Raw genomic sequence first — 21,416 nt, forward strand, 5'->3', positions numbered from 1 at the left:
AAAAACGGGCAATTTTCTTGGCCGTCATTCCGGCGAAAGCCGGAATGACGGCTGGGCAATCTTTAAGATGCCGAACGCTCGACGATGTCATCGTCAACGGCGCAGTGCCGCCTGCAGCAAACGACGTTGCAGGCGATCGCCCAAAGAGCGCGCGTCCGTCAATCCCATCCGCTCCAGCGCAGCCGCTTCTTCAGCTCCGGCCTCACCCGGACGCAGCACCGCCTTGAGCAAGTGCCAGCGGCCCCGCCAGTTCGCGCTGGACGACTTCAGCCATGCCAGCGCCGGCAACAGCCGCTGCTCCACTTCGGTGAAGTCGCTGCCGAACGGGAAACGTGGCAACACGCCCTTGCGCACCTGCCTGGCCAGTGCTTCGTGCAGAACCTCGGGGCGATGCCGCCGCCAGGCCTCGGGAATCTTGAAATCCGCGGCCAGTTTGCCGTGCGACTTCGCCTCCGCCGCCAGCGCATCGACAAAGCGTGCGTCGCTGATCGCCAGCATCGCCTCGATGCATTCGCTGTCGCTCTTGCCGCGCAGGTCGGCTACGCCATACTCGGTAACGATGATGTCGCGCAGGTGGCGCGGGATGGTGGTGTGCCCGTAGTTCCAGCGGATATTGGTTTCCACGCCATGCCGGCCGCTGCGGGTAGCGCGCAGCAGCAGGATCGAGCGGCCGTCGGGCAGTTCGTGCGCCATCGCCACGAAGTTGTATTGGCCGCCGACACCGCTGACCACGTGGCCGTCTTCCAGCGCGTCGGACACCACCGCGCCGAGCAAGGTGGCCATCATGCAGGTATTGAAGAAACGTGCGCCGCGCCGTTGCAAGGTGGCCAGCGCCTGGTGATCGCCGTAGAGGTGATTGATGTTGGAGATGCGGGTCATGTCGATCGCATCCGGATCGGTGCCGGCGGTGACCTCCAGCCAGTCGTACAGCTCGCGCGAGCCGAGGAAAAAGCCGCCGCGCAGGTAATGGCCGCCGGGCACTTCCTCGGGCAGGCGGCCGGCCGCGGCGGCGCGCTCCAGCGCCAGGTTGTCCCAGCTGCGCCGCTTCAGCACGCCGCCCTTGACCAGGTGCATGAAGCCGTCCATCACCATTTCGCTGGCGCCATACAGGCCGGTCTTGAATGGAGTGAGGCCGCCCATGCGCGCGCCCAGCGCATGCGTGGCGCCGCCGGGGTCCAGGGCCAGCAGCGTCTGCCGCCAGGTGACATTGTCCTGCTGGCGCAACAGCAAGCACTTCACCAGCGCATCCGACAAGGCGCCGATGCCGATCTCCAGGCAGCCGCCGTCTTTCACCAGAGCACTGGCATGCATGCCCAGGGCATATTCGACCGTGTCCACCGGCAGGCGCGGCATGGCAAACAGCGGCGGCGACACTACCGGGGCCAGCTCCAGGTCGAAGAAATCGTGCGGCACTTCGGCGTTGCCGCCCATATACGGCAACGCCGGATGGACCACGGCCACGCACAAGGGCCGCGGCTTGCCGGCGGCTTTCACGCGATCGAGAAAATCCAGCGTAAGGTCGGGATTGCAGGAAAGGCTGTAGCGCACGCCGCCCGGCGTTTCATGCCGCGCTACCAGCTGTACCAGCAGGTTGATGTCCTGCACCACCAGGTCGCGCGCCACATGCGTGTAGTTCTGGCTGATGTAGTTGCGCTGGGCGCCGCCGGCATTCAGCAGCGCGCCCGACTGCATGTAGAACTCGTGCACCGCCACGTTGGGCGGCAACTTGCCGTGCTGCTGGTCGAGCGCGTACTGCGGATCGAGGCAGTCGACGCCGAAATGGCGTTCCAGAAAAGGATCGAGAAAGCGCGCTTCCAGCCCCGGTTGCGCTTGCGGCCGGGTCAGCGACAAGGCGGTGTAGAGCGTCATCGAACGCCAGGTATCGGCTTGCATCAGCGCATACAGCGCATTGAGCAAAGCATGCGGCTTGCCCAGACCCAAAGGGGCGGCAATGCGCAGATCGGCACCCAGCCGCTCGACTATCAGCTGCGCACAGGCGTCGACATCCGTAAAACGCTGCTCTGGCAACATGCCGCGATCATGCCAGAAGCCTGCGAGCTTGCGCATGGCCCTCACGGCGATGCATGCAAGGCGGTCGATATACTCCGGGGATGGCCACCACCTTTTCACCCACGCCCAGCCGCTTGCTGGCTGAGCAGGCATTGAGCCGTACCGCGGGAGCGCCCCTGCTCAGCGGCCACCACGTGGAACTACTGATCGATGCACAGGCGCACTACGCCGCGTGGCTGACGGCGATCCGCGGTGCGCGCCAGCGCGTGCTGCTGGAGAACTACATCGTCCGCGACGATGAGGTAGGCCAGGCGTTCCGCGCCGCCCTGGTCGAACGCGCGCGCGCCGGCGTGTTTGTGGCGGTGATCGTGGACTGGATGGGTTGCCTCGGCCAATCCGGCGCCTCGTTCTGGAAGCCGCTACGCGAAGCCGGCGGCCAGGTGCGGGTATTCAATCCGCCGCAGTTCGGGCATTCGCTGGGCTGGATGAGCCGCGATCACCGCAAGCAGCTGGTGGTGGATGGCGCGCTGGGTTTTCTGTCCGGCGTATGCATCAGCGCCAAATGGCTGGGCGAAGAGGCACGCAAGATACCGCCCTGGCGCGACACCGGCGTGGCCCTGCGCGGGCCCGCGGTGGCGGAACTGGAAGTGGCGTTTGCCGACAGCTGGTCGGCGGCCGGTGGATCGCTGCCGGTATTTACGTCCGCTCCATTGACCGAGCCGGCCGGCTCGGTGGCGCTCCGCCTGATCGCCACCCAGCCGGCCACCGCCGGCATGTATCGGCTGGATCAGCTGATCGCGGCGATGGCGCGCCGCAGCCTATGGCTGACCGATGCCTACTTCGTCGGCGTCGCACCTTACGTACAGGCCTTGTCGGCGGCGGCGCGCGATGGTGTGGATGTGCGCCTGCTGGTGCCGGGCACCAGCGATATTCCGCTGGTGGCCAGCATGTCCCGCTCCGGCTATCGCCCCCTGCTCAAGGCCGGCGTGCGCGTATTCGAATGGAACGGTTCCATGCTGCATGCCAAGACCGCGGTAGCCGACCAGCAGTGGGCGCGCGTGGGCTCGTCCAATCTCAACCTGGCCAGCTGGTTGAACAACCGCGAGATCGATGTGGCGATCGAAGATGCCGGCTTTGCGGCACAGCTGGCCGAGCAATACGAACGGGATCTGCACAACGCCACTGAGATCGTGCTTTCGCCGCGCCGCTATCGCCGCGGCGAAAGCGTGCGCAGCAGCGAGGCGCGTCCGCCGCATCCACGCCATGTCGGCGGCAGCTCCAGCCGCGCGGCGGCGGGTGCCCTGCGCATCGCCAATACAGTCGGCGCCGCGCTGAGCGAGCGGCGCGTATTGGGCGACACCGAAATCGGCACCCTGGCGCTGACCTCGCTACTGCTGGCGGTGCTGACCATCGTGGCCGTGCTGTGGCCGGCGGTAATTAGCTGGCCGATCGCCGCCCTCGCCGCCTGGTTCGCCATCAATACCGGTATCCGCGCCTGGCAGTTGCGCCAACTGCGGCAGCGGCGCATCGAGAGCAGCGAGGAGGGCGATTGAGCCCTCCGGATGACCAATAGGCAGGCTTAATCAAGCACTTGTAAAACACCCGTAAGGAACTGCCTGCGCATACCGCGCCAATCGAATGTTCTCCAAGCCGTTCGTGCTAGTCTCCCGCCTCCATGCAAGCGCCCGATGACTTCAGCGACGGTGCCGGCGGACAGCCGCCTCGGCACATCCTTACGCCCAGCACCCTCAATCGCTTGGTGCGCGGTCTGCTGGAAGATGCGCTGCCGCTGGTCTGGATCGAAGGCGAGCTGTCCAATGTGGCGCGCCCTGCTTCGGGCCATCTGTATTTCACCTTGAAGGACAGCGCGGCGCAGGTGCGCTGCGCCATGTTCAAGCCCAAGGCCAGCTGGCTGCGCTTCAAGCCCGCCGACGGCATGCAGGTGCTGGTGCGCGCACGGGTCGGCCTGTACGAGCCGCGCGGCGAATTCCAGTTGGTTGCCGAACATATGGAGCCGGCCGGCGAAGGTGCGCTGCAGCGCGAGTTCGAACGGCTCAAAGCGCAACTCGATGCCGAAGGCCTGTTCGCCCAGGAACGCAAGCGCGCGCTGCCGAAATTTGCGCGGCGGATTGGTGTGATCACCTCGGCTACCGGCGCGGCGATCCGCGATGTGCTGAGCGTGCTCGGCCGGCGCTGGCCACTGGTCGACGTGGAAGTATTGCCCGTGCCGGTACAAGGCCGCGAAGCGCCGCCGGCTATCGTTTCAATGTTGCGCAAGGCTTCGGCCAGCGGCCGCTACGACGTGTTGTTGCTGACCCGCGGCGGCGGTTCGCTGGAAGACCTGTGGGCCTTCAATGACGAACAGGTCGCGCGCGCCATCCATGCCAGTGCCGTGCCGGTGGTCAGCGCGGTAGGCCATGAGATCGATTTCAGCATTGCCGATTTCGTCGCCGACCTGCGTGCGCCCACGCCATCTGCCGCAGCGGAACTGCTGGTGCCCGATGCACGTGCGCAACTGCGGCATCTGGAGCAGTTGCGCCAGCGCATCGTCGTCATCCAAGAGCGTCGGCTGCAGGCGCGCATCCAGCGCATCGATCATTTACTGGTGCGGCTGCAGGCACAACGCCCGCAGGCACGGCTGGCGCGCGACCGCGAACGGCTGCTGCAATTGCAGCGGCGCCTGCTCGGCGTGCGCACCGCCCATATCGCCCAGCTCAAGGCACGGCTCGAGCATGCGCATGCGCGCCTGCTTGCCCATCATCCGCGCCAGCAACTTGCCCTCTCGCGCCAACGGGTGCAGCAACAGGTACTGCACCTGCGCCGGCTGATCACGCATACGCTGGAACGCGAACGGCTGGGCCTGCAACAGATCGCACGCACCATGCATGCCGTCAGCCCGCTGGCGACATTGGAACGCGGCTACACCATTTTGTTCGATGCACATGGCAAGGTGCTGCGTTCGGTGCAGAATGTGGCGCCGGATACAACCCTGCGCGCACGCCTGGCAGACGGTGAGCTATCGCTGCGCGTAAGCAAGGAATAAGTCATACGCCGGTCATCGGCACATCGTTTCATTCTTCACACGAATTAAACGTGTCGCCGAACAAATCGAATATTCGTGTACATATAGCATCTGCTTTATCACCTGGAGGCGATGCATGAAGGCCGCGGCTCTGTTTGTGAAAGCGCTGGAAGCAGAAGGTGTGCGCAGCATCTTCGGCGTACCCGGCGAAGAGAACCTGGATCTGGTCGAGGCGCTACGCGAATCCTCGATCAAGCTGATCCTGACCCGCCACGAACAGGCTGCCGGCTTCATGGCCGCCACCTGGGGGCGACTGACCGGCGAAGCGGGCGTGGCGCTTTCCACCCTGGGCCCCGGCGCCACCAACCTGGTCACGGCCGCCGCCTACGCCCAGCTCGGTGCCATGCCGATGCTGATGATTACCGGCCAGAAACCGATCCGCACGCACAAGCAGGGCCTGTTCCAGCTGGTGGACGTGGTCGACATGATGCAGCCGCTGACCAAGTACACGCGGCAGATCGTGTCCGGCGCGACGATTCCGGCGCGCATCCGCGAAGCGTTCCGGCGCGCCGAAGAAGAGCGCCCCGGGGCGGTGCATCTGGAACTGCCCGAAGATATCGCCCGCGACGAGGTCGAGGACGCGATCCTGCTGCCCACCGAGTATGCGCGGCGCCCCTCCCCCGACGACGCCGCCCTGGTGCAGGCCGCCGAGGCGATCAGCAATGCCAAGCATCCGATCCTGATGATCGGCGCCGCCGCCAATCGCCAGCGCACCGCAGTGGCCTTGCGGGCCTTTATCGACAAGCTGGGCATTCCCTTCTTCACCACCCAGATGGGCAAGGGCGTGGTGGACGAGGATCACCCGCTGTGGCTGGGCAATGCCGCGCTGTCGGATGGCGACTTTGTCCATCGCGCGATCGATGCGGCCGACGTGATCATCAATGCCGGCCATGACGTGGTGGAAAAGCCGCCGTTCTTCATGCGCGTCGGCCGGCGCACGGTGATCCACATCAACTTCTCCTCGGCCGAAGTGGATACGGTGTATTTCCCGCAGATCGAAGTGGTGGGCGATATCGCCCATACCATCGAGCGCCTGACCGACGCGCTGACACGGCAGAACTGGGATTTCAGCTACTTCGACAAGGTGCGCCACGCCTTCCAGCAGCAGCTGGGCCAGTACGCCGACGAAGCGCGCTTCCCGATGCATCCGGTGCGGATTGTCAGCGACACGCGCAAGTGCATGCCCGACGACGGCATCCTGTGCCTGGACAACGGCATGTACAAACTCTGGTACGCGCGTTACTACAAGGCGCGCCAGCCCAATACCGTGTTGCTGGACAACGCACTCGCCACCATGGGTGCGGGGCTGCCTTCGGCGATGGCGGCCAAGATGGTGTATCCGGAACGCAAGGTGCTGGCGATCTGCGGCGACGGCGGCTTCATGATGAATGCGCAGGAGCTGGAAACCGCGGTGCGACTGAAGTTGGACCTGGTAATCCTGCTGCTGCGCGACGATGCCTACGGCATGATCCGCTGGAAGCAGGCCGACATGGGCTATGCCGACTACGGCATGCAATTCAGCAACCCGGATTTCGTGCAGTTCGCCCAGGCGCATGGTGCCCACGGCCATCGCCCTGCCCGCGCCGAGGATTTCCTGCCGACCTTGCAGCGTGCCTTCGAAGAAGGCGGCGTGCACCTGATCGACCTGGCCATCGACTACTCCGACAACCACCGCATCCTGGACGAAGAAATCCGCCGCCTCAGTGCTGCCGTCTGACCTTAGGGAAACGACCATGCTCGAGAAAACCTACCCTTACTATCTCGCCAATCAGCCGCAGACCTCCAAGACCATGATGGAGGTGTACGACAAGTACAGCGGCAAGGTCGCCACCCGCGTCGCGGTGCCCGACGACAGCGCCACCGAAAAAGCGATCAAGGCCGCGGTGAAAGCCACCGGCCCGATGAAGGATTTCCGGCCCTGGGCACGCCAGGCGGTGCTGCAGCATTGTGCGCAACGTTTCGAGGAGCGCCGCGACGAGCTGGCGATGGCGCTGTGCGTCGAGGCGGGCAAGCCGATCAAGGATTCCGCCGGCGAAGTTACGCGCCTGATCGAAACCTTCCGCATTGCCGCCGAAGAAGCGGTGCGCATGAACGGCGAGACGCTGAATCTGGAACTGGCGTCGCGCCTGGATGGCTATCACGGCTATACCCGGCGCGTGCCGCTGGGGCCGGTGTCGTTTATCACGCCGTTCAATTTTCCGTTGAACCTGGTGGCGCACAAAGTGGCGCCGGCGATTGCGGCAGGTTGCCCGTTCGTACTGAAGCCGTCGGAAAAAACCCCGATCGGCGCGTTGATCATCGGTGAGATCCTGGCCGAAACCGATCTGCCCAAGGGCGCGTTCTCGGTGTTGACCCTGGATGGCAAGCACGCCACGCCACTGGTGGAAGACCCGCGCCTGAAATTGCTGTCCTTTACCGGCGGCCAGATCGGCTGGGACCTGAAAGCACGCGCCGGCCACAAGAAAGTGACGCTGGAGCTGGGCGGCAATGCCTCCTGCATTATCGATGCGGACCAGAAGCCGCACCTGGACAAGGTGATCGAGCGCCTGATCTTCGGCGCGTTCTACCAATCGGGCCAGAGCTGCATCAGCGTGCAGCGCATCTATGCGCACGCCTCGCTGTATGACGAGCTGAAAAAGCGGCTGATCGAGGCGGTGAAGAAGCTCAAGGCCGGCGATCCGAAAAAGAAAGATGTGTTCCTCGGCCCGATGATCGACGAGGCCGCGGCCGAACGCCTGCAAGGTTGGATCCGCGAAGCGGAAAAAGGCGGCGGCAAGATCCTGTGCGGCGGCAAGCGCAAGGGCAATATGCTCGAAGCGACCTTGATGGAAAACGTGCCGCACGACGCCAAGGTCAACCGCATGGAAGCCTTCGGTCCGTTCGCGCTGCTGGCGCCGTTCAAGCGCATCGACGATGCCATCGCGATGGTCAACGATTCCGACTACGGCCTGCAGGCCGGCATCTTTACCGACAGCCTCGCCAACGCCATGCGCGCATGGAACGAACTGGAGCAAGGCGGCGTGCTGGTGAATGACGTGCCGAGCTTCCGCGTGGACAACATGCCGTATGGCGGGGTGAAGCTGTCCGGCCTGGGGCGCGAGGGCGTGCGCTATGCGATCGAGGATATGACCGAGATTCGCCTGATGGTGATGCGCGAGTCGTGAGGTAAATCTATTTGCTTGCCGATACTGCTCCCTCCCCTGTTTACAGGGGAGGGTTGGGATGGGGTAAGCACGAGCTTGCCGCAAGCAGCAACCACTTCACCCCATCCCGACCCTCCCCTACTGCGACGCGAAGCTAGTCCGGTGGGACACGCAGGAGAGGGAGCACGAATGCGCATTCCCTCGCCTTCGTAGGTTGGGCTGCAACCCAACATTTCCGCACCTTTCGTTGGGTTACAACCCAACCTACGGAAGCGGTGAGGGTCAACTTTCCGGTGCCATCACCGAAGCCCCCATTGCCCGCAGCCGGTTCACATGACGCGAAGGCGTGCGCTATGCGATCGAGGATATAGCCGAGATTCGCCTGATGGTGATGCGCGAGTCGTAATGCGCATTCCCTCGCTTTCGTAGGTTGGGTTGTAACCCAACATTCCCGCACGTTTCGTTGGGTTACAACCCAACCTACGGAAGCGGTGACGGTCAGCTTTCCAGCGCCATCACCGAGGCTCCCACTGCCCGCAGCCGGTTCACATCGCGCAACGGCGGTGCGCCATGCTGGCGGCTGTATTCGCGGCTGAATTGCGACGGGCTTTCATATCCCACCCGGTGCGCCGCGGTGGCGACATCGCAGCCTTCGGTCAGCAGCAGCCGGCGTGCCTCGTGCAGACGCAGCACCTTCTGGTATTGCAGCGGACTCATCGCGGTGATTTCGCGGAAATGATGGTGCAGCGAGGAGGCGCTCATATTCACCAGATTGGCCAGGTCGCTGATGCGCAGCGGCTTGTTGTAGTGCAACTTCAGCCACTGGATGGCGCGCGCGATCTGCTGTCCCTGGCCGCCGTTGAGCGCAATCTGCGCCAGCCGCGCGCCCTGCTCGCCGGTCAGCAGGCGATAGATCAGTTCGCGCTCGATCAGCGGCGCCAGCAAGGGCAGGTCCTCGGGTGTGTCCAGCAGGCGCACCAGGCGCAACAGCGGGTCGAGGATCTCGCCGTTGACCGGGCTCAGCGCCAGGCCGCGCGCCGTGGCCGGCCTGGCCGGCTTCAGCTCGGACAGCCATTCGCCGATGCGCACCGGATCCAGCCGCAGCGTGAGGCACAGACACGGCTGCTGGCGGCTGGCGCGGATCACCTGGGCCGATACCGGCACGTCGATGGAACTGATCAGGTAATGCCCGTTTTCCTGCTCGAAGCGCTCCTCGCCCAGAAGGATGTGCTTGTTCCCCTGCAACAGCAGGCCCAGGCAGGGCTCGTACATGGCGCAGGTACGGTCGCCGGGGCTGTCGGCGCGGAAGAACGACAAGGCCGGCCAGGCGGTGGGCCAGACCCCGTCGGCCTGGGCGTATCGTTCAACGAGGGCTGTCAATTCCTCGCGATCCTGTTCCAGGCGCGAAGACGCCATTTCTGGCTTGAGCTGGCTATTCATGGGGATGCAAGGGGGCTCTGCGGGAAATCGCAGATTGCCTGTTCCTGCAAATCTTGGCGAGTGCGCGGTGCTCGGGTTTGCAGGATCGGGCAAGCATCTCGCAGGATCCGGCTACACGGATGCGCAGGCCGGTTCGCATACTTTCGGCCTGCCCCACCCTCTACCCCTCCGGAGACACCCATGACAGTGAGCATCCGTGGTTATGCCGCGCAATCCGCCAGCACCCCGCTGGCGCCGCACAGCTTCGAGCGCCGCGAGCCGCGCGCAGACGATGTGGCGATCGACATCCTCTACTGCGGCGTGTGCCACTCCGACATCCACCAGGCCCGCAACGAATGGGGCAACAGCGTGTTCCCGGTGGTGCCGGGACACGAGATCGTAGGCAGGGTCACCGCGGTCGGCGCCCAGGTCAGCGGCTTCAAGCCGGGCGACCTGGTCGGCGTAGGCTGCCTGGTCGATTCCTGCCAGCACTGCGATGCCTGCGCGCAGGGCCTGGAGCAGTACTGCAAAGAAGGCCCGACCTTCACCTACAACAGCACCGATCGCCATGACGGCATGCGCACCTACGGCGGCTATTCCGAGCGCATTGTGGTGTCGCAGAAGTTCGTGCTGCGCATTCCCGACGGCGTCGATCCCAAAGCCGCGGCACCGCTGCTGTGCGCCGGCATCACCACCTGGTCGCCGCTGCGTCACTGGAAGGTCGGCAAGGGTCAGAAAGTGGCCGTGGTCGGGCTGGGCGGCCTGGGTCATATGGGCCTGAAGTTCGCCAAGGCGATGGGCGCGGATGTCACCTTGTTCACCCGCTCGCCGGGCAAGGAACAGGAAGCGCGCCGGCTCGGTGCCGATCATGTGGTGCTGTCCACCGATCCGCAGCAGATGGCCGCGGTGGCCGGCAACTTCGACTTCATCCTCGATACCGTGCCGCATCAGCACGACCTCAATCCGTACCTGGCCACGCTGAAGCTGGACGGCGTGCACGTGCTGGTCGGCCTGGTGGAACCGATCGATCCGCCCACGCATGCCGGCAACCTGATCTTCGGCCGCCGCTCCATCGCCGGTTCGCTGATCGGCGGCATTCCGGAAACCCAGGAGATGCTGGACTTCTGCGCCGAGCACCAGATCAACGCCGACGTGGAAATGATCAACATCCAGGACATCAACGAGGCCTACGCACGCATGCTGAAGAGCGACGTGCGCTATCGCTTCGTGATCGATGTGGCCTCGCTGGCCAAGGCGGCCTGAGCGACGCGCCTGCCCGCAACGGCCCGGCTAGCGCGCTAACCGGGCCGTTGCATTACCAGGTACTCGGATCGCCGACCGTGCCGACGTTGAGCTGGATCGCGATCGCCACCGGCATGGCCAGGTCGTACGACGGCGAGTCCACGTTCTGGTGCAGCTCGGAGCGGTAGTCGTCCACGTAGACGATATTGATCTGCGGATCCTTGGCCGAGTTGTAGCTCTGCTGATCGGCCCAACGGGTTTCGTTGGAGAAAAAGCTGGCCAGCGCGGGATTGGCGTATTTGTCCGCGTAGTCGATGGGATCGCCGCCGATCGACTGCGGCGTGAGCGTCCACGACAGCAAGTGCAGCGTGCTGTCCACGCCCAGCGGCGCGTCATCGGTCCACTGCGGGGCATAGCCGCTGGGCACGATCCAGTTGGAATTGGGCGCGTAGTTGTAGCTGCTGCGATGGACCAGCTTGTCGTATTGATTGGGCAGCATGCCTTTGAAAATGCCCCAGTCTTCGACATAGATTTTATTGGCGTACTGGTCGAACAGGTAAATATTGTTGGCCGGGGCAATGTACTTGGGCGCGAGCACAAAGAAGCCCGCCGGAAACGCATCCTTGCTCAGCAATCGCTTGGTGACATAGCTTTCCTGCGCCGTATCCAGCGCACCGTCGTAGAGCACCGCCACGCGCGAAAAAGCGTTGCCGCTGCCGTCGGTCAACAGCTTCTGGTAAGGCGCATCGAACAAATTGATCTCGCCCTGTGTATACGGCACCAGCAAGCCCTTGAACTCCTCGGCGATCTTGTTGATCAGCTGCTGGTGCGCCTGGTCGCTGAAGTCGGCGAAGTGGGAGATGTTGAGGATCACCAGTTCGCGATCCGTTTCATCGAGCTCCGTAAAGAAGTCGCGAATCTGGCGCAGGATGCCCTGCTCGCCGGTAAGCATGCCGCCGTAGTACAGCGCACCGTGATAGGTGGTGAACTGCTGGTCGCCCAGGTATTTCGGCCGCAGATCGAAATAGCGGATGCCGCCTTTCAATTGCGAATTGACGTCTTGCCGCTGCGTCTTGGACAGCGCATTGGTCACCGCCTTTTCCACATAGCAGCCCGAATCGTGCGTACCGGGCAAGGCAATGCGACGCAGGGGCCGCTCCGGAAACGGGCCTCTGACTTCGTCAGCATTGACTTGTTTGTTGTTGAATAGCTGCGTCATCCAGGGCATAGCGGCCTCCCGTTCGGCATGATTGAGTGAGCGATAGCGTATTGATCGGGACGCGGCGCGCCGTTGCACGCCACGTCGGCTGCGTTACCAGGTGTTGGGATTGCCCACGGCGCCCACGTTCATGCGGGCCGCGATCGCCACCGGCATCGCCAGACCGTTCCAAATGGAGAGTGGGTTGTTGTGTTGCAGCGATTCGTAGTGGTCCACATAGATGATGTTGACCTGCGGATCCTTGGTGGCGTCGTAACTGGTGCCGTTGGCCCAGCGCGCCGGATCGGAGAAGAAATCGGCCAGGAACGGATTGGCGCGATGGTCGGCGTACCAGATAGGTTCGCCGCCGCGGAACTGCGGCGTCAGCGTCCAGGACAACAAGTGCATGGTGCTGGCGACGCCCAATGGGGCGTTGTTGGTCCAGTTCGGCGCAAACGGGTGTGGCACCACCCAGTTGGCGTTCGGTGCGTAGTCGTAATGATCGCGCTGGATCAGCTTGTCGAACTGATCCGGCTTCATGCCGGTGTAGAAGAAGTTGTTGTCGAGATTGGCTCGGTTCGAATACTGGTCGAACAGGAAAATATTGTTGGCGGGGCTGATGTATTTGGGCGCGACCGTGAAAAAGCCCGGCGGTAGCGTCCCGTTCTGCGCAGCCTGCGTCACGAAGGGGTCGATGGGCGTATCCAGTGCGCCGTCGTACAGCACCACCACGCGCGAGCGCATGGTTGCATTCGCATCGCGAAGCAGGCTGTGGTACGGCGCATCGAACAGATTGATGGCACCTTGCCGATGCTGTACCAGAATGTTGCCGAGCGTGGCGGTGATCGCGGTGATCAGCGCGTTGTGCGCCGCCGGACTGAAATTGGAGAAGTGCGAGATATTCAGGATCGCCAGTTCGCGATCGTTCGCCTGCAAGCCGGCGAAATAGGCCTGGATTTGCTGCAGGATCCCGCCTGCCCCGGTCAGCATGCCGCCTTCGTACAGGCCGCCGTGATAGGTCACGAACTGGCCGTTGCCGAGGAATTTCGGCCGGATATCGAAGTAGCGGATACCGCCCTGCAGCTGCGTGCCGATATCCTGCATCTGCGTCTTGGAAAGAAAGTTCGACCAGGTCTGGTCGACATAGCAGCCCGAATCATGCGTCCCCGGCAGGGTGATGCGATTGAGGGGGCGTAGCTGGAATGGGCCTCTAGCTGGATCGGTGGTGTTGAAAAGCTGGGTCATCCAGGGCATGGGCTGTCCTCGCGTTCGGCAGGAGTGAAGGAGGCGGTGTCGCCCTCACTTGAACGCGGCTGGCAGCTGCTTGTGAATGAATGCCCTGCGCATGACCTGCTTGCACGCCATGCGCGCAAGCAGGTCCGCATAAGGATTGCGCGCTACGCGGCGCCATTGCGGCTGGGCGGCGCGTTCCAGCCCATCAGGTTGTACAGGTGATACGTCAGGCGGCCAATGTATTCATGCATGGCCAGGTCGGTCAGCGAGACATTGGTGGCGTTCGGCCAGTAACTGAAACGCACGTCGACGTAGTCGCCGCGTATCGGTGTGACGTTCATGCCGAAGTGGGTGAAGTACAGCAAGGCGCGGTCCATATGCGCGGCAGAGGTGACCAGCAGTTCCTGCTCGGGTCGGTAGTCCTGCAGGATCGGCCGCACGAACTGCGCGTTCTGCCAGGTGTTCATGCTGCGCGATTCCTGCAACAGGTCATCGCGGCTGACGCCCATCGCCGCCAGCACGTCGGCATAAGACGCCGCTTCCGTCATGCCGTTGCGGAACGGATCGCCGCCGCTGATCACGATCTTGCAATCGTTGCCGCCCTGCTTGCAGGCGCGATAGAGGGTATAGGCCTGGATGATGCGGCCATGGGCGAACAGGGTCGGCCTCACTTGCGAAGTGCCGCTGACGCGCACGGTGCCGGCGCCGAGCAGGACGATGGCGTTGCGTTGCGCCCAGGTCACCGTGGGCGGCGTGACATACGGTGCCTGCAGCCGCTTCAGCAATAGCGCCGGCAACGGCCCGCAGCCCGCGGCCACGAACAGCACCAGGGTCGCACCGTAGAACGTCCACTGGCATCGGCGCCAGCGCAGCATGCCGAAGGCGGTACCAAGCAAAGACAGCAGCAGCAACAGGATCAACATGCCGGTTCGTTCCCATGAAAGAATGCGCAGCGTAACGCAGCCCGTGCGCAACCGAGCCAGGCTGCGACCACCCCGCACTTTGCCGAGCCGATGTTACATACCCTTGTCGCCCCTGCCCGCCACAGCGAGGACATCCGCAAAAGCCGCTTCCTTGCCCAGGCCGCGCCGGTGGAAACGCCGCAGCAGGCGCTGGCTTTCGTGCAGGCCGTCAGCGACGCCGGCGCCACGCATAACTGTTGGGCCTACCGCATCGGCCAGGAATACCGTTTCAACGACGATGGCGAGCCGGGCGGCACCGCGGGGCGGCCGATTCTGCAGGCGATCGAAGGGCAAGGCATCGATCGCGTGGCGGTGGTGGTGACGCGCTGGTACGGCGGCATCAAGCTGGGCGCCGGCGGCCTGGCCCGGGCCTATGGCGGCACCGCCGCCGAATGCCTGCGGCTGGCGGCGCGCACGCCGATCGTGGCGATGGTGCAGCTGGGCTTGTGTTGCGATTTTGCCGAGCTCGCGCGGATCAAGGCACGCTTGAAGGAATTGGGCGCCGAGCTCGAGCAGGAACAGTTCGAGGCCGATGGTGCAAGACTGCAATGGCGTTTGCCCGAGCAGCAGTTGGAAGAAGCGAAGCTGCGCATCGTCGACATCAGCCGCGGGCGCAGCGAAGGCTATCTGGTCGATTGATTCGGCGCGCCATCGAAACGCCTTTTTTCGGCCTTTCGCGCTGCATCCGCCCGATCCACACTGCCCGCTTCGATACGCAACGGATGCAGGCGGGGGCCTGCCCGCGCGAAGGGGATGGATGCCATGCAACGCCTGCCCGGCCTGGACCTGTTGCGCGCCATCGCGATCGTGTGGGTGATGCTGTTTCACTCCTGGATCGTCGACGGCAACCTCGGCGCGCTGCAGCCCGTGGCGACGTACGGCTGGATGGGCGTGGATCTGTTTTTCGTGCTCAGCGGTTATCTGATCGGCTATCAGTTGCTGCGGCCGTTGAGCCAGGGCATGCCGCTTCACTGGCGCACGTTCTACCGGCGCCGTGCTTACCGCATCCTGCCGGCGTATCTGCTGGTGCTGGCGGTCTATGTGTGGTTTCCGGCCTGGCGCGAAGCACCGGGGCTGCAGCCGGCGTGGCAATTCCTGACCTTCACGCTGAACTTGCTGATCGACTATCAGCACAACGCTGCCTTCTCGCATGCCTGGTCGCTATGCGTGGAGGAACAGTTCTACCTGGCCTTTCCACTGCTGGCGTGGCTGTTGACGCGGCGGCCGTCGCTACCGCTGACCGTAGGCGTAAGCGCCGCGGTGGTGGTCGGCGGCATGCTGATTCGCGACTATGCGGCACGCCACGGCCTGGATTATCTGCAAACCATCTACTACCCCACCTATTCCCGGCTCGACGGCCTGCTGGCGGGCGTGGCGCTTGCCGCCATCCAGGCGTATCGCCCGCAAGCATGGCGCTGGCTGCAGGCGCATGCCCGGCAGGTAACGGCGATCGGATTGGTCATCTGTGCTGCCGCAATCTGGCTGTTCCGCGACCGCCTCGCCCTGCTTCCCAGCGTGTACGGATTTCCATTGCTGTCGCTGGGCCTGGCCTTGCTGGTGGCCGCAGGCGCAGGCAGCGGCAGCTATGGACGCTGGCGCGTGCCCGGCGCCGGCTGGCTGGCCGCCTTGTCCTACAGCCTGTACCTGAGCCACAAGCTGGCCATGCATGCGGTGTGGTTATGGCTGGCCGCGCATCCGGCGGTGCATGGCCCGGCGGCATTTGCGCTGTATGCGCTGGCCATCCTTGCCCTTGGCGCCCTGCTCCATTACGGCGTGGAATGGCCCTTCCTGCGCCTGCGGGACCGCCGTGCCGCAGCCGCGCCGGCCGCCGTCACGCCGGCGGACGCATCCGCCGGGTAAGCTGGGTTGCTTGTTGTCGATTGAATCGACTCGCGCCAGCCCCATCTGAATCCGGTCCTGTCAGCGGCGAGGCCCCATGAGCGAACAACCCGCAAACGATCCCAAGCCGCGCCGCCGCATCGGCTCGCTGACCATGTTGTGGCCCTTTATCCGGCCACATTGGCGGCTGGCACTGGGCTGGCTGGTGTTTCTGGGCATCGCTTCGGGCGCCACCCTGGTGCTGCCGACCGCAGTGCGGCACATGATCGACCACGGCTTCCGCAATTCCAGTGCGACCGCGATCAACAGCAGCTTCCTCGGCTTGTTCGTAGTGGCGCTGGTGATGGCCTTCGCCACCGCGGCGCGCTTCTACTGCATCTCCCTGCTGGGCGAACGCACGCTGGCCGCCCTGCGCGCCAAGCTGTATGCGCACGTGATCCGGCTGGACGTGAACTTCTTCGAGCGCAATCGCGTCGGCGAACTGATCTCGCGCCTGGGCACGGATACCGAAGTGGTACAGGCGCTGGTCGGCTCGGGCATCTCCGTGGCGCTGCGCAGTGCAGTGATGCTGGTTGGCGCCACCGCGGCCATGATCTGGACCAGCCCGCGCCTGGCCGGCCTGACCGCGCTGGTGATTCCGGCGGTGGTATTGCCGATCCTGATTTTCGGCCGCCGTGTGCAGAAGCTTTCCCGCGCCAGCCAGGACCGCCTGGCCGATGCCGCCGCCATCGCCAACGAAACACTCAATGCCGCGCCGGCAGTCAAGGCGTATGCCCGCGAGGGCATCGAAAGCGATCGCTACGGCAATGCCGTGCTGCGCGCGCTGGCCACCGCGCGCCAGCGCATCGGCATGCGCACCTTCCTTACCGCCGCGGTGATCGTGCTGTTCTTCGGCGCGATCACCCTGGTGCTGTGGGTCGGTGCACGCGATGTACTGGCCGGCAGCCTGGATGCCGGCGTGCTGGCGCAGTTCGTGGTCTACGCGATGCTGTCGGGCGGTTCGATCATGGGCCTGTCCGAAGTGTGGGGCGACGTGTTGCGTGCAGCCGGCGCGATGGAACGGCTGGGCGAGTTGTTCAACGAGCAGGCCACCATTGCCGATCCGGCGCATCCGCTGGCCTTGCCGCAGCCGGTGCGCGGCGCGCTGCGTTTCGACCATGTGGAATTCCGCTATCCCTCGCGTCCGGAAGCGCCCGCGCTGCACGATTTCAATCTGGATATCCGGCCCGGCGAAACGGTGGCGCTGGTCGGCCCTTCGGGCGCCGGCAAGAGCACGGTGTTTGCGCTACTGCTGCGCTTCTACGATCCGCAGCACGGGCGCATCAGTTTCGACGGCGTCGACCTGCGCGCGATGACCTTGCCGGAACTGCGTGGCTCGATCGCCCTGGTGCCACAGGAAACGGTGATCTTCGGCGGCAGCGCGGCCGACAACATCCGCTTCGGTCGCCAGGATGCCAGCGACGAGGATGTGCACGCCGCAGCGCGCGCCGCCGAAGCGCATGACTTTATCCAGCTGCTGCAGAACGGCTATGCGGCGGAACTTGGCGAACGCGGCGTGCGCCTGTCTGGCGGACAGCGCCAGCGCATTGCGATTGCCCGCGCGATCCTGCGCGATGCACCGCTGCTGTTGCTGGACGAGGCGACTTCGTCACTGGATGCGCAATCGGAAGCTGCGATCCAGCAGGCATTGGAACGCCTGGAAAAAGGCCGCACCACTCTGGTGATCGCGCATCGCCTGGCGACCGTGCAGCGCGCGGACCGGATCGTGGTGATGGACGGCGGCCGCATCGTGGCGCAGGGCACGCACGAAAGCCTGCTGGCGGAAGATGGTTTGTATGCGGAGCTGGCGCGGCTGCAGTTCGTCGCCTGATGGCCCCTCACCTCAATCCTCTCCCCGGAGGGGAGCGGAGGCAAACGCAAAAGGCGCATCGTTGAACAAGAAAAAGCCCCGACAGGCGGGGCTTTTTCAGAACTGCATGCAACGGCTTGGAATTACTGTGCGAGCTCGACACCGGAGGCCTGGGCACCCTTCGGGCCCTGGGTCACTTCGAATTTCACTCGCTGACCTTCTTGCAGACTACGGAAGCCCTTGGCGTTGATCGCCGAGAAGTGGACAAACACGTCCTCCCCACCGTCCTCGGGCGCGATGAAGCCGAAACCCTTGGCGTCGTTGAACCACTTGACCGTACCGAAACGCATTGCGTGAACCTCTGAATCTAAGGACTGGATGTACCAAGTCTCTGCGAGAACCACCTCTACCCCTAGGTCCGCCGCCCCTGGCACAGAGAAAGTATCTGCATGTTTTCGGGAAAAGCGCAATATGCGCCCGCGTCCGAAGTGGCCCGGGCATGACCCAGGCCGCGCTGGCTGCTTAGCTTTTGAGCAATTCGGCAAGGATGGGCGGTACCGAGGCGGTCGCAGCCGCCAGGTGGGCGAAGATCTCCTCGATGCTGATTTCGGCCTCGTCGCCGCACCCCGCGGCAAAGTTGGCGACCAGCGCCAGGCAAGCGTAGTCGAGTTCAAGCTCACGTGCCAAGGCAGCTTCCGGCATACCTGTCATGCCTACCAGGTCGCAGCCGTCACGCTTCATACGGGCGATTTCGGCCCGGGTTTCCAGGCGCGGCCCCTGGGTGGCGCCATAGCAGCCGCCATCGATGGCGGGGATGCCCGCCCGCTTTGCCGCAGCCAGCAAGGCCGTGCGGAGGCTGGCGGTATAGGGCTCGCTGAAATCGATGTGCTTGACCTCGGCGCCTTCCACATCGCAAAAACTTGTATAGCGCCCATGGGTGTAGTCGATCACCTGGTCGGGCACCACGATGACGCGCGGCCCCATGTCGTCGCGGATACCGCCCACCGCATTTACGCCGATGATCTTGCGCGCGCCCAGGTGGTGCAGCGCCCACAGGTTGGCGCGGTAATTGACGCGATGCGGCGGCAGCGTGTGGCTTTCGCCATGGCGCGCCAGGAAGGCAATGCGGCGGCCGGCGAAATCACCGACGACCACGTCGCCCGAGGCGGGGCCATACGGCGTGTCGACGCTTTGCCGCGTGCTGCGTTCCAGGCCGGGGAACTGGTAGAGGCCGCTGCCGCCGATAACGGCGAGATCGATCGATGAAGTCATTAGCTGTAGGTCTGCTTAGCCAAAGGTGATGCGGAACGAGTGCGCTGGCAGCGCCCTACTCTTTCAGCGCGTAGATCGCCGGCAGGTTGCGGCCTTGTTCGTAGTAGTCCATGCCATAGCCGAAGACATAGCGATCGGGCAGCACCACGCCGTTGAAGTCGCTCTGGATACCATCGACGCAACGGCCGTGATCCTTGCAGCACAGCGTGGCCACCAGCACGCGCGTAGCGCCGCGGCGCAGGCAGTCGTCACGCACGGCCTTGAGGGTGTGGCCTTCGTCGAGGATGTCGTCGACCAGCAGCACCGTGCGCCCCTGCAGCGATACCGCCGGCTCGCGCAGCCAGTGCAGATCGCTGCCCGAGGTAGCGCCCCGGTAGCGGGTGGCATGCACGTAATCGAATTCGAGATCGGTGCGGATCGCCAGCGCCAGCTGGCCGCCGAACATCAGCGCGCCATTCATGACGGTGAGGAAGACCGCGCGTTCGCCATCGAGCGCCGTGTCGATGGCACGCCCCAGGTCGGCGATCACGGTGTCCAGCTCGGCGCGCTCGAACAGCACGTCGGAACGGAGCAAGGCATCGGCCAGCGTGGGCGGCGCCTGGTGGGCAGGTGATGGACTCATGGCGGTTCCTTAGCGATCCAGGGCAGTAATGCGCGCGACGAAACGATCGCGCTGCGGATTGTCGAGCAGGCCGGCCCAGGTCGCGCCGATGGCGCCGCGCAGGCTGGCGACGCGCTGCATGCTAGCGGCCGAAGGTGTCGGCATGGCGGCAATCGCCGCTTCCACCACCTCGGGGAAGCAGGCCAGCACCAGGTCGCAGCCGGCGCCCAGGTGCGCATGCACCCGCTGCGCCACGCCACCGGCTACGCCGGCAGCGGCCATGCTGATGTCGTCGCTGATCACGGCGCCCTGGAAACCCAGCTCGCCACGCAAGATCTGCTCGATCCAGCGCGAGGAAAACCCGGCCGGCTGCTCGTCGACCGCGGGATAGACCACGTGGGCCATCATCACCGCTTCGGCGTGCGCCGAGAACGCTTCGGCAAACGGGCGCAGGTCGTCGCGGCGGATCTCGTCCAGCGAACGCGGATCGATCGCCTGCGCCTTGTGCGTATCCACCGCTACCGAACCATGTCCCGGGAAATGCTTGAGCACCGCAGCCATGCCGCCCAGATGCATGCCGCGCACATAGGCGTGGACCAGCTCGGCGGTTACGGCCGGATCGGCGTGGAAGGCACGCGTGCCGATGGCGGCGTTGCCGCGTGCCAGGTCGGCGACCGGCGCGAAACTGAAATCGATACCACTGGCGCGCAGCTCGCTGGCCATCACCCAGGCATGTTCTTCTGCCAGGCGCACCGCTTCGGTGGGATCGCGGTCATATACCGCACCGATCTTGGCCAGCGCGGGCAAGCGGGTGAAGCCCTCGCGGAAGCGCTGTACGGGACCGCCTTCCTGGTCGACGGCGAGCAGGAATTCTTCGCCGGCCACGGCGCGGATCGATTCCACCAGCGCCAGCAATTGCTCACGGCCGGTGTAGTTGCGCGCAAACAGGATTACTCCCGCCACACCCGGTGCCGTCAGCCACGCCTGTTCGGCGGGCAGCAGCTCGGTGCCGGCGATACCGATCAGCAACATCAGGCGTGCCCTCCGCTGGATGCATCGATGGCTGCGCGCTCGTCGTCACTCCAGTGCGAAAACGGGTACTCGAGCAGATTGACGTTGTAGTAGCGCGCCAGGCTGCTGACTTCGCGGCCCAGCCACACGGGACGCGGAAACTCCGCATCGGTCGCCGGCAGCTCGATCTCCGCCACCAGCAGGCCCTGGTTGTCGCCGAGGAACTCATCGACCTCGAACAGCCAGCCATCGACTTCGACGTGATGGCGCGTTTTTTCCAGCACCCCATCGCACAGGCTGGCAAGCATGGTTTGCGCATCGGCCAACGGCAACGGCAGTTCGTACTCGGCGCGGGCAATGCCCAGCTCCACCGATTTGATATTCAGCCATGCCTGCTCGCCGCTGATGCGCACGCGCACCGAGGCACGCGCAGTGCCATCGCGCAACGCACGCACATTCACCAGATAGCCCTGTGCGATCTGCTTGCTGCTGCTGACAGCCGCACGCCAGGTGTCATTGGCGAGCAGGAATTTGCGTTCGATCTCGATACCCATC

The 21,416-nt window shown here is 64.5% G+C and carries 18 protein-coding genes; 8 read left to right on the forward strand and 10 right to left on the reverse strand.

Annotation, left to right across the window (positions count from 1 at the left end):
- Positions 1-93: 93 nt before the first annotated feature.
- Positions 94-2,067, reverse strand: coding sequence for an acetyl-CoA hydrolase/transferase C-terminal domain-containing protein (locus tag IGX34_RS12145; RefSeq protein ID WP_425598787.1), 1,974 nt, complete (start codon positions 2,065-2,067; stop codon positions 94-96).
- 44 nt (positions 2,068-2,111) lie between these two features.
- Between IGX34_RS12145 and IGX34_RS12150 the strand changes: the two genes are divergently transcribed.
- The 4 genes from IGX34_RS12150 to IGX34_RS12165 all read left to right on the forward strand — a co-directional run bounded on the left by IGX34_RS12150 (position 2,112) and on the right by IGX34_RS12165 (position 8,256).
- Positions 2,112-3,563: a phospholipase D-like domain-containing protein gene (locus IGX34_RS12150; RefSeq protein ID WP_192556001.1), complete on the forward strand. Its 1,452-nt coding sequence runs from the start codon at positions 2,112-2,114 to the stop codon at positions 3,561-3,563.
- 122 nt (positions 3,564-3,685) lie between these two features.
- Positions 3,686-5,053 (forward strand): exodeoxyribonuclease VII large subunit, encoded by a 1,368-nt coding sequence (gene xseA, locus IGX34_RS12155; protein WP_192556002.1) that lies wholly within the window; start codon positions 3,686-3,688, stop codon positions 5,051-5,053.
- Positions 5,054-5,168: 115 nt separating this feature from the next.
- The gene (locus tag IGX34_RS12160) at positions 5,169-6,809 is read left to right on the forward strand and encodes an acetolactate synthase large subunit (protein ID WP_192556003.1); all 1,641 of its coding nucleotides are present in this window, start codon (positions 5,169-5,171) and stop codon (positions 6,807-6,809) included.
- Between the two features lie 16 nt (positions 6,810-6,825).
- Positions 6,826-8,256: an aldehyde dehydrogenase family protein gene (locus IGX34_RS12165; protein ID WP_192556004.1), complete on the forward strand. Its 1,431-nt coding sequence runs from the start codon at positions 6,826-6,828 to the stop codon at positions 8,254-8,256.
- A gap of 477 nt (positions 8,257-8,733) precedes the next feature.
- Here the strand turns inward: IGX34_RS12165 and IGX34_RS12170 are convergent, their stop codons facing one another.
- Positions 8,734-9,675, reverse strand: coding sequence for an AraC family transcriptional regulator (locus IGX34_RS12170; RefSeq protein ID WP_192556005.1), 942 nt, complete (start codon positions 9,673-9,675; stop codon positions 8,734-8,736).
- A 180-nt stretch (positions 9,676-9,855) separates the two neighbouring features.
- Here IGX34_RS12170 and IGX34_RS12175 point away from each other — a divergent pair, with 180 nt between their 5' ends.
- Positions 9,856-10,917, forward strand: a complete 1,062-nt coding sequence (locus IGX34_RS12175; RefSeq protein ID WP_192556006.1) for an NAD(P)-dependent alcohol dehydrogenase — start codon at positions 9,856-9,858, stop codon at positions 10,915-10,917.
- 52 nt (positions 10,918-10,969) lie between these two features.
- Here IGX34_RS12175 and IGX34_RS12180 read toward each other — a convergent pair whose 3' ends face one another.
- The 3 genes from IGX34_RS12180 to IGX34_RS12190 form a co-directional block, all read right to left on the reverse strand.
- Entirely contained in the window at positions 10,970-12,124 is a 1,155-nt protein-coding gene (locus IGX34_RS12180; RefSeq protein ID WP_192556007.1) for a PI-PLC domain-containing protein, read from the reverse strand.
- An 84-nt stretch (positions 12,125-12,208) separates the two neighbouring features.
- Positions 12,209-13,348, reverse strand: a complete 1,140-nt coding sequence (locus IGX34_RS12185) for a PI-PLC domain-containing protein (protein WP_192556008.1) — start codon at positions 13,346-13,348, stop codon at positions 12,209-12,211.
- 143 nt (positions 13,349-13,491) lie between these two features.
- Entirely contained in the window at positions 13,492-14,250 is a 759-nt protein-coding gene (locus tag IGX34_RS12190; RefSeq protein WP_192556009.1) for a YdcF family protein, read from the reverse strand.
- A gap of 90 nt (positions 14,251-14,340) precedes the next feature.
- Here IGX34_RS12190 and IGX34_RS12195 point away from each other — a divergent pair, with 90 nt between their 5' ends.
- From IGX34_RS12195 to IGX34_RS12205, 3 genes are all read left to right on the forward strand, one after another.
- Positions 14,341-14,928, forward strand: a complete 588-nt coding sequence (locus IGX34_RS12195) for an IMPACT family protein (RefSeq protein ID WP_192556010.1) — start codon at positions 14,341-14,343, stop codon at positions 14,926-14,928.
- A 123-nt stretch (positions 14,929-15,051) separates the two neighbouring features.
- Entirely contained in the window at positions 15,052-16,149 is a 1,098-nt protein-coding gene (locus tag IGX34_RS12200) for an acyltransferase family protein (protein WP_192556011.1), read from the forward strand.
- 76 nt (positions 16,150-16,225) lie between these two features.
- The gene (locus IGX34_RS12205) at positions 16,226-17,998 is read left to right on the forward strand and encodes an ABC transporter transmembrane domain-containing protein (protein ID WP_192556012.1); all 1,773 of its coding nucleotides are present in this window, start codon (positions 16,226-16,228) and stop codon (positions 17,996-17,998) included.
- 122 nt (positions 17,999-18,120) lie between these two features.
- Here IGX34_RS12205 and IGX34_RS12210 read toward each other — a convergent pair whose 3' ends face one another.
- The 5 genes from IGX34_RS12210 to IGX34_RS12230 all read right to left on the reverse strand — a co-directional run bounded on the left by IGX34_RS12210 (position 18,121) and on the right by IGX34_RS12230 (position 21,415).
- Positions 18,121-18,327 (reverse strand): cold-shock protein, encoded by a 207-nt coding sequence (locus tag IGX34_RS12210; protein ID WP_188798731.1) that lies wholly within the window; start codon positions 18,325-18,327, stop codon positions 18,121-18,123.
- Positions 18,328-18,499: 172 nt separating this feature from the next.
- Positions 18,500-19,249 carry an S-methyl-5'-thioinosine phosphorylase gene (locus IGX34_RS12215; RefSeq protein WP_192556013.1) on the reverse strand — a complete coding sequence of 250 codons (750 nt, stop codon included), beginning with the start codon at positions 19,247-19,249 and terminating at the stop codon, positions 18,500-18,502.
- Positions 19,250-19,304: 55 nt separating this feature from the next.
- The gene (locus IGX34_RS12220; RefSeq protein WP_192556014.1) at positions 19,305-19,871 is read right to left on the reverse strand and encodes a hypoxanthine-guanine phosphoribosyltransferase; all 567 of its coding nucleotides are present in this window, start codon (positions 19,869-19,871) and stop codon (positions 19,305-19,307) included.
- Positions 19,872-19,880: 9 nt separating this feature from the next.
- Complete coding sequence (nagZ, locus tag IGX34_RS12225; protein ID WP_192556015.1) at positions 19,881-20,882, reverse strand: beta-N-acetylhexosaminidase; 1,002 nt, start codon at positions 20,880-20,882, stop codon at positions 19,881-19,883.
- Positions 20,882-21,415, reverse strand: a complete 534-nt coding sequence (locus IGX34_RS12230; RefSeq protein ID WP_192556016.1) for a CYTH domain-containing protein — start codon at positions 21,413-21,415, stop codon at positions 20,882-20,884. The genes nagZ and IGX34_RS12230 overlap by 1 nt, the downstream gene beginning before the upstream one ends.
- Position 21,416: the final 1 nt, after the last annotated feature.

The organism is Dyella acidiphila, assembly GCF_014863405.1.
Lineage (GTDB): Bacteria > Pseudomonadota > Gammaproteobacteria > Xanthomonadales > Rhodanobacteraceae > Dyella_B > Dyella_B acidiphila.

Bases quoted from the DNA above. Each gene is read 5' to 3' on its own strand.
- IGX34_RS12145 (WP_425598787.1), bottom strand. From the start codon at position 2,067: ATGCGCAAGCTCGCAGGCTTCTGGCATGATCGCGGCATGTTGCCAGAG.
- IGX34_RS12150 (WP_192556001.1), top strand. From the start codon at position 2,112: ATGGCCACCACCTTTTCACCCACGCCCAGCCGCTTGCTGGCTGAGCAG.
- xseA (WP_192556002.1), top strand. From the start codon at position 3,686: ATGCAAGCGCCCGATGACTTCAGCGACGGTGCCGGCGGACAGCCGCCT.
- IGX34_RS12160 (WP_192556003.1), top strand. From the start codon at position 5,169: ATGAAGGCCGCGGCTCTGTTTGTGAAAGCGCTGGAAGCAGAAGGTGTG.
- IGX34_RS12165 (WP_192556004.1), top strand. From the start codon at position 6,826: ATGCTCGAGAAAACCTACCCTTACTATCTCGCCAATCAGCCGCAGACC.
- IGX34_RS12170 (WP_192556005.1), bottom strand. From the start codon at position 9,675: ATGAATAGCCAGCTCAAGCCAGAAATGGCGTCTTCGCGCCTGGAACAG.
- IGX34_RS12175 (WP_192556006.1), top strand. From the start codon at position 9,856: ATGACAGTGAGCATCCGTGGTTATGCCGCGCAATCCGCCAGCACCCCG.
- IGX34_RS12180 (WP_192556007.1), bottom strand. From the start codon at position 12,124: ATGCCCTGGATGACGCAGCTATTCAACAACAAACAAGTCAATGCTGAC.
- IGX34_RS12185 (WP_192556008.1), bottom strand. From the start codon at position 13,348: ATGCCCTGGATGACCCAGCTTTTCAACACCACCGATCCAGCTAGAGGC.
- IGX34_RS12190 (WP_192556009.1), bottom strand. From the start codon at position 14,250: ATGTTGATCCTGTTGCTGCTGCTGTCTTTGCTTGGTACCGCCTTCGGC.
- IGX34_RS12195 (WP_192556010.1), top strand. From the start codon at position 14,341: ATGTTACATACCCTTGTCGCCCCTGCCCGCCACAGCGAGGACATCCGC.
- IGX34_RS12200 (WP_192556011.1), top strand. From the start codon at position 15,052: ATGCAACGCCTGCCCGGCCTGGACCTGTTGCGCGCCATCGCGATCGTG.
- IGX34_RS12205 (WP_192556012.1), top strand. From the start codon at position 16,226: ATGAGCGAACAACCCGCAAACGATCCCAAGCCGCGCCGCCGCATCGGC.
- IGX34_RS12210 (WP_188798731.1), bottom strand. From the start codon at position 18,327: ATGCGTTTCGGTACGGTCAAGTGGTTCAACGACGCCAAGGGTTTCGGC.
- IGX34_RS12215 (WP_192556013.1), bottom strand. From the start codon at position 19,249: ATGACTTCATCGATCGATCTCGCCGTTATCGGCGGCAGCGGCCTCTAC.
- IGX34_RS12220 (WP_192556014.1), bottom strand. From the start codon at position 19,871: ATGAGTCCATCACCTGCCCACCAGGCGCCGCCCACGCTGGCCGATGCC.
- nagZ (WP_192556015.1), bottom strand. From the start codon at position 20,882: ATGTTGCTGATCGGTATCGCCGGCACCGAGCTGCTGCCCGCCGAACAG.
- IGX34_RS12230 (WP_192556016.1), bottom strand. From the start codon at position 21,415: ATGGGTATCGAGATCGAACGCAAATTCCTGCTCGCCAATGACACCTGG.